Origin of the sequence: Rhodococcus sp. 114MFTsu3.1, from assembly GCF_000383555.1 — a bacterium.
Taxonomy (GTDB): Bacteria; Actinomycetota; Actinomycetes; order Mycobacteriales; family Mycobacteriaceae; genus Rhodococcoides; species Rhodococcoides fascians_E.
This window is the reverse complement of record NZ_KB911551.1, coordinates 109,436-121,680: the sequence shown is the minus strand read 5'-3', so window position 1 is coordinate 121,680 and position 12,245 is coordinate 109,436. Positions and strand designations below refer to the sequence as shown.

The 12,245-nt window shown below is 65.3% G+C and carries 12 protein-coding genes; 2 read left to right on the top strand and 10 right to left on the bottom strand.

What is annotated here, in order from left to right; genetic code table 11:
- Positions 1–151: 151 nt before the first annotated feature.
- Genes H292_RS0115565 through lspA form a run of 3 tightly spaced genes read right to left on the bottom strand, consistent with a single transcriptional unit; the run spans position 152 to position 2,276 of the window.
- Positions 152–838 (bottom strand): hypothetical protein, encoded by a 687-nt coding sequence (locus H292_RS0115565; protein WP_020111986.1) that lies wholly within the window; start codon positions 836–838, stop codon positions 152–154.
- Entirely contained in the window at positions 835–1,761 is a 927-nt protein-coding gene (locus H292_RS0115560) for an RluA family pseudouridine synthase (protein WP_020111985.1), read from the bottom strand. Before H292_RS0115560 ends, H292_RS0115565 begins: the two co-directional genes overlap by 4 nt.
- Complete coding sequence (gene lspA, locus H292_RS0115555; protein WP_230594098.1) at positions 1,758–2,276, bottom strand: signal peptidase II; 519 nt, start codon at positions 2,274–2,276, stop codon at positions 1,758–1,760. Before lspA ends, H292_RS0115560 begins: the two co-directional genes overlap by 4 nt.
- A 322-nt stretch (positions 2,277–2,598) precedes the next feature.
- Between lspA and H292_RS0115545 the strand changes: the two genes are divergently transcribed.
- Both H292_RS0115545 and H292_RS0115540 read left to right on the top strand, forming a co-directional pair.
- Positions 2,599–3,483, top strand: a complete 885-nt coding sequence (locus H292_RS0115545; RefSeq protein WP_020111984.1) for a hypothetical protein — start codon at positions 2,599–2,601, stop codon at positions 3,481–3,483.
- Positions 3,480–4,262: a hypothetical protein gene (locus H292_RS0115540; protein ID WP_230620891.1), complete on the top strand. Its 783-nt coding sequence runs from the start codon at positions 3,480–3,482 to the stop codon at positions 4,260–4,262. Before H292_RS0115545 ends, H292_RS0115540 begins: the two co-directional genes overlap by 4 nt.
- 86 nt (positions 4,263–4,348) lie before the next feature.
- Here H292_RS0115540 and H292_RS0115535 read toward each other — a convergent pair whose 3' ends face one another.
- From H292_RS0115535 to H292_RS0115500, 7 genes are all read right to left on the bottom strand, one after another.
- Positions 4,349–4,864, bottom strand: a complete 516-nt coding sequence (locus H292_RS0115535; RefSeq protein WP_019665908.1) for a hypothetical protein — start codon at positions 4,862–4,864, stop codon at positions 4,349–4,351.
- Positions 4,865–5,018: 154 nt separating this feature from the next.
- Complete coding sequence (locus H292_RS0115530) at positions 5,019–6,320, bottom strand: DNA polymerase IV (RefSeq protein WP_442978567.1); 1,302 nt, start codon at positions 6,318–6,320, stop codon at positions 5,019–5,021.
- Positions 6,321–6,438: 118 nt separating this feature from the next.
- Positions 6,439–7,101 (bottom strand): peptide deformylase, encoded by a 663-nt coding sequence (locus H292_RS0115525; RefSeq protein ID WP_019665910.1) that lies wholly within the window; start codon positions 7,099–7,101, stop codon positions 6,439–6,441.
- The gene (gene ileS / locus H292_RS0115520; RefSeq protein WP_020111981.1) at positions 7,098–10,283 is read right to left on the bottom strand and encodes an isoleucine--tRNA ligase; all 3,186 of its coding nucleotides are present in this window, start codon (positions 10,281–10,283) and stop codon (positions 7,098–7,100) included. Before ileS ends, H292_RS0115525 begins: the two co-directional genes overlap by 4 nt.
- Before the next feature lie 384 nt (positions 10,284–10,667).
- Positions 10,668–10,838, bottom strand: a complete 171-nt coding sequence (locus tag H292_RS28445; RefSeq protein ID WP_019665913.1) for a hypothetical protein — start codon at positions 10,836–10,838, stop codon at positions 10,668–10,670.
- Positions 10,839–10,922: 84 nt separating this feature from the next.
- Positions 10,923–11,771: a DivIVA-like cell division protein Wag31 gene (wag31, locus tag H292_RS0115505; RefSeq protein ID WP_026347909.1), complete on the bottom strand. Its 849-nt coding sequence runs from the start codon at positions 11,769–11,771 to the stop codon at positions 10,923–10,925.
- Positions 11,772–11,932: 161 nt separating this feature from the next.
- Positions 11,933–12,220 (bottom strand): YggT family protein, encoded by a 288-nt coding sequence (locus H292_RS0115500; protein WP_019665915.1) that lies wholly within the window; start codon positions 12,218–12,220, stop codon positions 11,933–11,935.
- Positions 12,221–12,245: the final 25 nt, after the last annotated feature.

The following is a 12,245-nucleotide window of genomic DNA, read 5'->3' as shown; positions in this document are numbered from 1 at the left end:
GATGTCCGCGCGCGAAGTGCACCTGATTCTAAGCGCTCGAACCGACAGAGCATTCCTGGCTCTCGGTGTGTCCGGCCCCCGCGCGTGTCGGCCCTGGCCCGGCGCGCCGACGGTCTCGCCGCGCCTGTAACCGCCGCCGAACGGGCGTACGTCACGGAGTAGGAACGGGCCCGTCGTCCGGCAGCGGGCCGACGACGTCCGCATAGTCGGGAAGTAGGGCGCGCACGGCGAATCGGCCTGCGATCGCGTCCGCGGGCAAGGCCTCGACCGCCCGAACCCCGTCCCCGGCGTCGACGGTTCCGAGTTGCTCCGAAGAGCCGCGGACGATCAGTCCGACGACACATTCGCACCCCTCGAGCAAGCGTGCGGAAGACACTGCATCGATCTGCGATTGGCGATCCCACTGCCCGGTCGAACCATGAAGTCTCGATCCCGCAACGGCCGCCGAGCCCAGCACCGACGCCTCGGTTCCCGGCACTCCGACGGAGATGACCTGGGTCTGGACGCGCTCTAAGGGAACTCGGAGCAGAACCTGCGCGATCCGTACGTCCTGCACCGCGTCGTACGCGCGCGCGGGTGCAACCTCGGCGTCGAACGACACCAACGCCCACTGCATCTCGGAATTGCTCCCCGCCGAGTCCTGGTCGGCGGAGTCCTCCGCGAGCGTCTCCTCCGCCCGCGCCAGGTACTCGGACACTGCTTCTCCGGTGTCCGGACCGAGGGTGTCGGTGTTCACCCCTGGCCGGGGCACCGGATTCGCGGTTCCGAGGGCGAACAGCAGAACCACCGCGGCCAGGACCGTCGCCGCGGCCGTTGCCGCACCCGACATCCGCGTCATGCCGCGCGCAGCACCTCGAGTGCGTGCTCGAGGTCAGCTGGATACTTGCTCTCGATCTCGACCCACCGACCGTCCGACGGATGCGCGAATCCGAGTGTCTTGGCGTGCAGCCATTGACGTTCCAGGCCGAGACGGTCGGCGAGCTTCGGGTCGGCGCCGTAGGTGAGGTCTCCGCAACACGGGTGCCGCAACGCGGAGAAGTGAACGCGAATCTGATGAGTCCGACCGGTTTCGAGGTGCACGTCGAGCAGGCTGGCCGCCTGGAACGCCTCGATGGTGTCGTAGTGCGTGATGCTCGCTTTACCGTCGGCCCGCACCGCGAACTTCCAGTCGTTGCTGCCGTGCCTACCGATCGGTGCGTCGATGGTGCCACTGCTCGGATCCGGATGGCCCTGCACGAGCGCGTGATAACGCTTCTCGATCGTGCGCTGCTTGAACGCCCGCTTCAACACCGTGTACGCGCGCTCGCTCGTGGCGACGACCATCACGCCCGACGTCCCGACGTCGAGGCGATGCACGATGCCCTGCCGCTCATGGGCACCGGACGTGGAAATCCGGAACCCCGCTGCAGCAAGCCCACCGATCACCGTCGGTCCCGTCCACCCGACGCTCGCGTGCGCCGCGACCCCGACCGGCTTGTCGACCGCGACGATGTCGTCGTCCGCATAGAGAATCTCCATGCCCTCGACCGGCTCCGCCTCGATGGTCAGCGCGCGAGCAGGTTCGGGAAGCAGCACCTCCAAGTACGCACCCGCCGACAACCGATCCGACTTCCCCAGTGCCGACCCGTCGACGGAGACGGACCCTTCCTCGGCGAGAGTCGCCGCGACCGTCCTGGACAGACCCAGCAGCCGCGAGACGCCGGCATCGACCCGCATGCCGTCCAAGCCGTCGGGAATCGGCATGGAACGCGATTCCCTCATTTCTGTCCCGCCGTTCCCGAGTCGGTGCTCGCTGCGGCATTCTTCTTCGACGTGGTGGCCCGCTCACCGTTCGGTTCGAATCCGAACAGGCTCAGCGCGACGAGGAGTATCGCCCCACAGACGATCGACGAGTCCGCGACGTTGAACACCGGCCACCATCCGATGGACACGAAATCGACCACGTGTCCCTGCAGCGGTCCGGGCGATCGGAAGAACCGGTCGATGAGATTTCCGAGAGCCCCGCCGAGCACGAGTCCGAGGCCGAGAGCCCACCACGGAGAGCGAAGGGTACGGCCGATCCGGATCACCCCGATGACGACGCATACCGCGACGATCGTCAGAAGCCAGGTCATGCCGGTGGCCATCGAGAACGCTGCGCCGGGATTACGCACCATCCGAAGTGTGACGACGTCGCCGATGATCTCCACCGGGTTGCCCGGCTTGATCCAGTGCACGGCCGCGATCTTGGTGATCAGGTCGAACGCGAGGACGACAACGGCGATCAGGACCAGCATCCTGGTACGCAGCGGCTTCGGTGCCACACCGGTGGCAGGGTCTGCGTCGGTGCCGGACACCACGGTGTCGTCGGGTTCGGCCTTCTGATCGCGGTGCGGGTCGGAGCTCGTCGAATCGGTCGGGCGGTCGTCACTCACCCCCCTATCATGTCGCATCGCCCCGGCACAGCCGAATCCCGGATCGACACCGAGGGGTCCGCGGGCGGGCCGCACGCGCACGGCTTCGCCGACGGTGTCCGGTGAAGTGGCCGGAGCGTGTCCGTAGCCTGGTCCCGTGATCTCGCCTTCCCGAAACCCGATTCGACGTATCCGAGTTCTCGCTGTGGCCGTCGCCGCCACCACACTGTTGGCGGGGTGCGGGTCGTCCGACGACGAGGCACCGTCGGAGACGGACACCTCCGCCACGACGTCGAGTGTGTCGCTGCCGGTGACTCCGGTGACGACCACCCTCGTCGACCCCGGCGCCGAGCCCAGGACCGCGGTGACGCGAAACATCTCCGGCGAACAGTCGGTACGGCTGACGACGCGGTCGACCGTCACCCAGCAGATCGACGACCAGGCAGTACAGGACTTCTCGACGCCGAATCTGACGGTCCCGCTGACGGCACGTGCGTCGGGGGCCAGCGGTGACGAGGTCGATCTCACGATCGGGGTCGCGACGTCGGCGGATCAGCGTCTGACGGACCAGCTCGCCGCGGCCGACGGTTCCGGCGCCGGGTTGACCGTGACCGACGGCGGGGCCGTCACCGCACTGTCCATCACGCCTGCGGACGCGGCACAGGACGCAGCACGTGCGGCAATAGAACAAGCGTTGAACCAAGCGGTGTACCGGTCGATTTCCTTTCCCGAGGAAGATCTGGGAATCGGCGCGGTCTGGACGGCTCAACAGCAAGTCATCAGCGGTCTGACGCTCAATCAGACGACCACCGCAACTCTGCGCGCGCGGGAGGGTGACGTGCTGACGATCGACCTGCGAATCGATCAGACGCCGGAATCCACGACCCTGGAACTGCCCGACGACGCCGGCCAACTCGCGATCGACAACTACACGATGTCCGGCACCGGAACTCTGCGCATCGACCTGACGAAACCACTTCCGGTATTGGGAGAGGTGACCGTCGGTGGCAGTCAGCAATACAGCGACACCGACGGCACGACGGTTCTGCGTCAGGACATCAGTGACACCCTGGAATGGGCGTCGGAGTGAGGTCCGCAGCTGGATCGGTACGTACTGCCGCAGTGTGCGCGGGGGCTCTTCTGGTCCTCGGCGCCTGCGGTGGGACGGACGACGCGGGTGCCGCCGGTGCCGACACCGACACTTCCCCGGCTGCTCCGGTCACGGTCGTCGACGCCCCTGACGTTCTCTCCGGGTCCGTCGTCACCGACTCCGTAGATCTGCAATCCCGCATGCTGACGCCCAGCGACCTTCCCGACGGGTATGCGGTGGTTCCGGATCCGGTGCGTGATCTCGGGCTGGACCCGGCTCCGGAGTACGACTCGCCTGATCGGTCCGGCACCGAGCCGCAGGAGTGCGCCGACGTTCTCGCGGCTGTGGGGACGCAGTCGGCGGGCGCATCGGCGGTGGCGGACGTCCGGTACTCGGGTCCGAATTTCTCGTCCATCGACGAGGACGCCGCCAGTTACGCAGGCGGCGAGGACGGTGCCGGAGGCGCTGGAGAGGCGTTCCGCACCGTGCAGGACACGCTCGTCGGCTGCGCCGAGTACACGGGCACGGACGCCGACGGGATCGACGTCGACTTCTCGCTGTCGGCTCGGGACCAGTCCCCGGTGGGTGACGCGTCGACGTCGTTTCGGCTCGCGACCACCAGCGAAGGGTTCACGCTGGTGTCCGACGTGGTGATCGCAGTAGTCGACCACACCGTGTTCCAGCTGTCCGTCACCAGTCAGGAAGGCGTCGACGCGGCATCGTTCACCGCACTCGCCGATGCAGCAGCCGAGCGTATTCGTGGTGACCTCGGGTCCTGACCGAGACGAAGGCACACGAAAGCCGGTGCCGCACTCCGAACGAGGAGTACGGCACCGGCTTCGAGGTACCGCGAAAAGCTAGGTGACTACGCGCACGCAGGCGAGGTCAGCTGCGCCAGCTGGACGAGACCACATGCGTTCTCCTTGGACAGCTTCCATGCGCCATCCTCGGCAACGAAGATGAAGTTGCCCGGGTTCGCCTGACCGTTGATGGTCAAGGTCGCGCCCGTGTTCAGGGTGCCGTCGCCGAGGTCGTCGACACTGGTGATCTCGACGGTGGCGCCGTTCTGCACAGCAGCGGCCGCGACCTGCTCGATGAGGCCCGGATCTTCCTCGGCGCCCTGGATGAGGGCCGCCTTCTCCTCGACCGGGACAGCCGGGTCGAGACCGCGAGCGAGTTCGGCGTTGAGCTCTTCAGCCGTGGGCACAGGTGGGTAATCGCCCGATGCCTCCGGTGCCGCCGACGCCGAGGACGTCGTGGAAGCTGCCGACGTCGTGGTCGTCGTGTCGCCACCGTCGTCCGAGCTACATGCGGTCATCGTCAGCGCAGCAGCGATCGCCACGCCGGCGACTACGGCCTTTCGGGTGTTACGGAGCTTCAAGTGCTTATCCCTTCGGTTGTACTGCTCAGTCGTTCACGTGAACCGGACATAGAGGCCGGTCTCGGCTGTTCCACTATGCCATTGGAGGCCTCGGGCGGAAAGAAGCGTCGCTACTCGCCGGTAGCCGAGAGCGTCATTTCAGGACGAGTCACTGTCATTTCAAACTGTCCAGTGGATCCGCCACAACGAGCTGCTCGTCCCCCTCTGCGAAAGTACGGGCTCGACCCGGTCCGGTGGACCGTGTCTCGAACCGAACCGTCACCACGGAGTGGCCTGCCCCTTGCACCCATCCGTGTCCGTGTTCAGGATGCCTCACGTCCATGCCCGGATGCCACCTCTGCTGCGGTTCTCTTACCGAAGGCACAATTTCGCCCGTGGTCGTGGTCGTGGGCGACGTGGACGTGTCCTCCGGTTCGTGATCGAGTTCGGGAAACAGCGACCCTTGCTGCACGGTGGACAGCCCGGCGAGGCCGACACCGACCAGCCGGATCGGACCGAGTTCCACCGGGTCCAGCACCTGACGCTGTGCCGTCGCGACGATGGTCTGCTTGTCCACGGTCGCGTACGGCAACGTCGCCGACCGAGTCACGATGCTCATGTCCGATTTCCGCAGCTTCAGCACCACCGTGCGTGCGCCGCGCCCGTCCTTCACCAGGCGTCGGTGCGCGGCTTCCGCGCTCCGTTCCACCGCAGACCTCAACTGCGCCAAGGTCACCAGATCGTGTGCGAACGTCGTCTCGGCGCTGACCTGCTTCGCTTCGGCGCGCTCGGCGACGGCTCGATCGTCGATCCCACGCGCCAGCCTGTGCAGCCCCGGACCCACCGTCGCACCGAGGATCGACGCCACTTCCGACTCCGGCGTCGCGACGAACTTACCGATCGTGTCGATGCCGAGCTTTCGAAGTTTCTCGTCGGCGACCGGCCCGATTCCCCACAACTTCCGCACCGGCAACGCAGCCATGAGAGCACTTTGTTCGGCCGGCGCGACCACAGTCACGCCGTCCGGCTTCGCCAGACCGGACGCGATCTTCGCGATCTGTTTACCGGAACCGGCGCCCAACGACGCCACGAGGCCCGTCCGTTCCATGACGAGTGCCCGCAGCATCTCGCAGAACTCCGCCACCTCGGCCGCGGTGGCGCCGACGAGTTCGACTGGCTCGCCGAACGCCTCGTCCATCGACAGCTGCTCGAGAACAGGCATCCTCGTGCGCAGACCGTCGAACACCGTCCGACTGACGCTCTGGTACAGCGCGCCGCGCGGCGGCAGCACGATCGCGCCGCCGCCCACCAATCTGCGAGCCTGATGCATCGGCATGGCGGAGCGCGCGCCGAAGACACGCGCCTCGTAGCTGCAGCCGGCGACGACACCGCGACCGCCTGCTCCGCCGACCAGAACGGGGCGTCCGCGCAAGGTGGGCCGGGTGAGCTGCTCGACCGACGCGAAGAACGCGTCCATGTCGAGATGCAGCACCCATCGCCTACTGCGAGCGTCGGTCACGACCGAAAGATACTCCGGAACGCAGACATCACAGTCCGTGCCTCATGGGATGCCGACACGACGGTCGAAGGCCATGTCACGACGCGTCGCCTCGGCCGGTACCGAGGTCGAAGCCGAGCGCTGCAGCCGCGTGCTCGGGCGTCGGATCGGCCCACAGATCCGCGTACACGTCGTTCGCGGACAGCGACCGCGTCACCGCTCTGTCGATGTACACCGTCCCGTCGAGGTGATCGGTCTCGTGCGCCACGATCCGCGCGGGCCATCCACCGAACTCCTCGTCGACCACGGCGCCGTGCAGGTCGGTGCACCGAAGCCGCACCGACGCCGCCCGAGGGACGACCGCCTGGTAGCCGGGCATGCTCAGGCATCCCTCGTAGAAGCTTCGCCGAGCCGACCCGACGTCGTCGTAGCGCGGGTTGACGATCACTCGGAACGGCAACGGCGTGCGCTCCCGCTGCGTCGCGACCTCCTCGGACACCGGGTACATGTCCTCGATCACCGCGATTCGCAGCGGGACGCCGATCTGCGGCGCAGCGAGACCGACACCGGGCGCGTCGTGCATCGTGGCCCGCATGACCTCGACGAGGTGTTCGAGCGTGCGCGGCTCGAGCTGATCGGTCAACGCGGCTGCCGCTGTGCGCAGCACCGGATCACCGACCGTGACGATCGGAAGGACGCCGTCGTGCGCGTGCGACAGCAGCTCACGGACGGCGCCTTCCATCACCGCGTCGCGGGTCATCGCGAACGGGTGACCGATACGCGGGTACCTTCCCCGAGTTCGACGGCGTCGTCGCCCGGATCACCGTCGATCAAGCTCAACGCCAGAACCTCGCCGGCGATCAACGAGCGGTGCGTGTCGAGCCATTCGCGGCGTTCGGCCGGAACCTCGATGACGATGTCGATCCGATCGGACACCTCGAGGCCCAGCGTTCGGCGGGCCTCCTGGAGCTCACGGATGCGGTCTTTCGCCCACCCCTCGGCCTCCAGCTCCGCGGTCACCTTGGAATCGAGCACGACCAGACCGGCGTTGCCCGGCAGAGCGGCAGTGGAGTCCGGCTCGGCCGCAACCAGCTTGCGGGTGTACTCCGTCGGGAGCAGTTCGATGCCCGCGGCACTGACCGTGCCCGATGCATCCTCGCTCCACTCCCCTGCTTTGACCGCCTTGATGACCTTCTGGACGTCCTTGCCGATCCGAGGACCTGCCGCACGCGCGTTGACGACCAGTTCGAATTTGCCGTGCACGGCAACATCGTCGGTGAGGTCGACCTTCTTGACGTTGACCTCGTCGGCGATGATGTCGGCGTACGGACGCAGTCGTTCCGCGTCCTCGGCGGCGACGGTCACCTCGGGGAGCGGCAACCGCACCCGAAGGTTCTGGGCCTTCCGAAGTCCGAGTACCGCGCCGCACACCGAACGCACCTCGTCCATCGACTCGACCAACTCCGGATCGGCAGGCAAGTCTGCTGTCGCCGGCCAGTCCGCGAGGTGGACCGACCGTCCACCGGTCACACCGCGCCACACCACTTCGCTGACCAACGGCAACAGCGGCGCAGCAAGTCGCGTCACGACCTCGAGCACCGTGTGCAACGTGTCGATCGCGTCGGAGTCCTCGCTCCAGAACCGCGAACGTGACCGTCGCACATACCAGTTGGTGAGCGCGTCGCAGAACGTACGCAGCTCGTCGCACGCCCCTGCGATGTCGTGGACCTCGAGCGCTTCGGTGATCGCGTCCCGCGTCGCCGCCAGCTTGGCCAGAACGTACCTGTCCAGCACGTTCGGCGAATCCGTTCGCCACGTACCCGGCTTGCCTGCGTACAACTGCAGGAAACTCCACGCATTCCAGATCGGCAGCAACGCCTGGCGGACGCCCTCACGGATGCCTTGCTCGGTGACGATCAGGTTGCCACCGCGCAGGATCGGCGACGACATCAGGAACCAGCGCATCGCATCGCTGCCGTCTCGGTCGAACACCTCCTTGACGTCCGGGTAGTTGCCCTTGGACTTGCTCATCTTGAGACCGTCGTCGCCCAGCACGATGCCGTGCGCCGCAACGGTCTTGAACGCAGGACGATCGAACAACGCGGTCGCGAGCACGTGCAACGTGTAGAACCAGCCACGAGTCTGGCCGTTGTACTCGACGATGAAATCGCCCGGGTTGTGTGCTGTGGCATCCCCCGTCGTTCCGCTCGCCCCGGAAAACCACTCTGCATTCTCGAACGGGAAATGCACCTGCGCGTACGGCATCGACCCGGACTCGAACCAGCAGTCCAGGACCTCGGGAACCCGTCGCATCGTGGACTTGCCCGTCGGATCGTCCGGGTTGGGACGCGTCAGATCGTCGATGTACGGACGGTGGAGATCGTTCGGACGCACGCCGAAGTCACGCTCGAGCTCGTCGAGGCTGCCGTACACGTCGATACGTGGGTACTCGGGATCGTCGGACGTCCACACCGGGATCGGGCTGCCCCAGTATCGGTTTCGACTGATGTTCCAATCGCGTGCGCCTTCGAGCCACTTGCCGAACTGCCCGTCCTTGATGTGCTCGGGCACCCAGGTGATCTCTTGGTTGAGCTCCACCATGCGATCGCGGAACTTCGTCACCGCCACGAACCACGACGGGACCGCCATGTAGATCAGCGGCTGCCCGCTGCGCCAACTGTGCGGGTAGGAGTGCTCGATGGTCTCGTGACGCAGCAACCGACCGGACGCCTTCAGATCCTTGATGATGACGGGGTTGGCGTCGAACACCATCAGGCCCTGGTACGGCGGCACAAGTGCCGTGAACTTGCCACCGGGGTCGAGCGGCTGAACGACCTCGATGCCGTTCGCCGTCGCGACGTCCATGTCCTCTTCACCGAATGCCGGTGCGAGGTGCACGATTCCGGTACCCGAGTCGGTGGTGACGTAGTCCGCCTGCAGAACACGATGCGAATTGGCGTGTCCCAGAAAGAAATCGAACGGCGGAGTGTAAGTGAGGCCGACGAGTTCCGCACCGGTGTGCTCGGACAACACCTCGGGCTCGTCACCGAGTTCGCGGGCGTAGTGCGTGAGCCGTTCCGCGGCCAACACGTAGCGTTCGCCGTCGGTTCCGCGGACCTGCACATAGCGAACATCGGGATGAACTGCGATCGCCAGGTTCGACGGCAGAGTCCAGGGCGTCGTCGTCCAGATCAGTGCACCTGCACCGTCGAGAGGCGAACCGGGTGCCGTCACCGGCATCGTGACGGTGACCGCCGGGTCCTGACGCATCTTGTAGGCGTCGTCGAGCCGAGTTTCCTGGTTGGACAACGGGGTCTGCTCGTACCAGGAATACGGAAGGACTCGATAACCCTGATAGATCAGGCCCTTGTCGTACAACTCCTTGAACGCCCACATGACCGACTCCATGAAGTCGACGTCGAGCGTCTTGTAGTCGTTGTCGAAATCCACCCAGCGGGCTTGACGGGTGACGTAGTCGCGCCACTCGTCCGTGTACCGCAGAACCGACTGCCTGCAGTAGTCGTTGAACTTGGCGAGACCCATCTCGTCGATCTCGGATTTGTCCTTGATCCCCAACTGCTTCTCGGCTTCGAGCTCCGCGGGCAATCCGTGGCAGTCCCACCCGAACCGACGCTCCACCTTCTTACCGCGCATCGTCTGAAAGCGCGGAACGAGGTCTTTGACGTACCCGGTCAGCAGGTGACCGTAATGGGGAAGACCGTTGGCGAACGGCGGGCCGTCGTAGAAGACGAACTCGTCCGCACCCTCGCGACGGTCGACGCTGGCACGGAACGTTCCGTCCTCGGCCCAGAAATCGAGCACTCTGCGCTCGAGGTCTGGAAACGACACACCCGCGGCTTTCGGACCAACCATGTCGACCAACGGGTACTTGTCACCGTCGGTCCTCGCAACATCGCCGCTCTTCGAATCTTCGGTACTCATGACGGACGCTCCTGCCGTGCCGACGCCGTCGCTTCTGCGACGGCGATAGTTTCCTCGGCACGGGGACGACGATCGACGTGTGGGACGTCGACTACCGCGGTACCACCCCGCTTGCTTCATCGACGCCGGAAAACGATCCCTCGTCGACGAAGCCTCTCGCACTGCTGTGACGGGCTTACCCGTTCGGTTCTACTGAGCCGACCCGACCTCGACGGTCGATTCGGCCGTTCTTCCGAATGCTCCCCGGGGATGACCGGATCATCGCGTTCTTCTCGACAGTCGTTGTTCTCGACAGTCGTTGTTCTGTTCTCGATGTTCGTGATGACGACTTCGGACACCTCGAGGGTAACCGAAACGTCCACACAATCGATTCTCGGGTGGCGACTACTTCTCGGGTGGCGACCTGCGGCCGGTCAGCGCGCCTGCCAGCAACAGAATCGCGCCGACGATGCAGACACCGATGCACCCGTACGCCCAGACGACCGATCCGGTCGTCAGGGCGATGACCAGCAGCGCGAACCCGACACCCGCTGCGCACAGCGTCAAGACGAGCACTGTGCGCCTCGTTCCGCACGAGCCGGCTCACGCCGGGCGGGTTTCACGTCCGCAGCCATGCCGAACAGGCTGGGCGAGAATGCGTCAGTTGTTGCCCTTGGCATACGACTGGCTGTAGCCCGACGACTGCTCGTTCTGGTTGAAGCTGTCCGACCCGTTGTCCACCGGCAAAGCCGAGGAACGGTTCTCGAGCTCTTCGAGCTGGGATTCCAGGTAGGACTTGAGACGGACACGGTACTCGCGCTCGAACGTCTTGAGCTGCTCGATACGACCCTCGAGCACCGAACGCTGCTCGTTGATCGTCGCCATGATCTCGGTGTGCTTGCGCTCGGCGTCCGCCTGAAGAGCATCGGCCTTCTCCTTGGCCTGACGAAGCTGTGTCTCGGACCTCGTCTGAGCGTCGGACAACAGCGATTCCGACTTCTGACGAGCGTCGGTGACCATCGCCTCGGAGCGGGTCCGTGCGTCGGTGACGAGACGCTCTGCATTGGTGCGAGCGTTCCCCAGGAGCTGCTCGGACTCGGTCTTGGCGTCGCTGGTGAGCCTGTCGGCCATTTCCTGCGCGAGTCCGAGAATCTTCGCGGCTTGCATGTTGGAGTCGCCACCCTGCGCCGGCGCAGCCGCAGCCACGGGAGCAGGCGCCACCACCGGGGCGGGCTTGGGTGGCTCGACGGGGCGCTGAGGCTCCGGAGCCTTCTGCTGAACCGGAGCGGGCTGAGCCGGACCGGACTGTCGAGCCGACTTGGCATCCGACAGTTCCTGATCGAGCTCGCCCACGCGCTGGCGCAGGTCTGCATTCTCCTCGATCAGTCGCGACAGCTCTTGCTCGACGAGATCGAGGAAAGCATCCACCTCGTCTTCGTTGTAACCGCGCTTACCGATAGGCGGCTTGCTGAAAGCGACATTGTGCACATCAGCTGGAGTCAGCGGCATGGAAGGATCCCTTCACGCGTCTTGAGGCGGTAGAGCAAGCATTCAGTTATATCCCATTCCGCACTTGCCGGAACAATCAAACTGTAACTGGCGTCCATTCTGTCACATCGGTTGCGCAGGTCGCGCCTGTCCCCGATGTCTTTCATCAAAGTTCGATCAGTTCACGATCCCAGACTCCGCACGACGGACATCAGGATGAAAACGCCGAACAACAACACCATGATCGACAAGTCCAGTCGAACTCCCCCGAGATTCACGGGGGGAATCACTCTTCTCAGCAGCTTGACCGGTGGATCGGTCACGGTGAATATCGCCTCGAGCAAGACAACGACGATTCCCGACGGCCGCCAATCCCTGGCGAACGTCCTGATGAATTCGACGATGATGCGGCCGATGAGAAGAAGCCAGAAAATGAACAGTATGAAGTAGATCACCGCGAACAAGGCCACAGGTCATACTCTGCCCGAAAAGGTC

Excerpts from the sequence above, each read along its gene's own strand:
- H292_RS0115525 (WP_019665910.1), bottom strand. The coding sequence starts at position 7,101 with ATGACCCGCGACGCGGTGATGGAAGGCGCCGTCCGTGAGCTGCTGTCG.
- H292_RS0115530 (WP_442978567.1), bottom strand. The coding sequence starts at position 6,320 with ATGGACGCGTTCTTCGCGTCGGTCGAGCAGCTCACCCGGCCCACCTTG.
- ileS (WP_020111981.1), bottom strand. The coding sequence starts at position 10,283 with ATGAGTACCGAAGATTCGAAGAGCGGCGATGTTGCGAGGACCGACGGT.
- lspA (WP_230594098.1), bottom strand. The coding sequence starts at position 2,276 with ATGCTGGTCCTGATCGCCGTTGTCGTCCTCGCGTTCGACCTGATCACC.
- wag31 (WP_026347909.1), bottom strand. The coding sequence starts at position 11,771 with ATGCCGCTGACTCCAGCTGATGTGCACAATGTCGCTTTCAGCAAGCCG.
- H292_RS0115560 (WP_020111985.1), bottom strand. The coding sequence starts at position 1,761 with ATGAGGGAATCGCGTTCCATGCCGATTCCCGACGGCTTGGACGGCATG.
- H292_RS0115565 (WP_020111986.1), bottom strand. The coding sequence starts at position 838 with ATGACGCGGATGTCGGGTGCGGCAACGGCCGCGGCGACGGTCCTGGCC.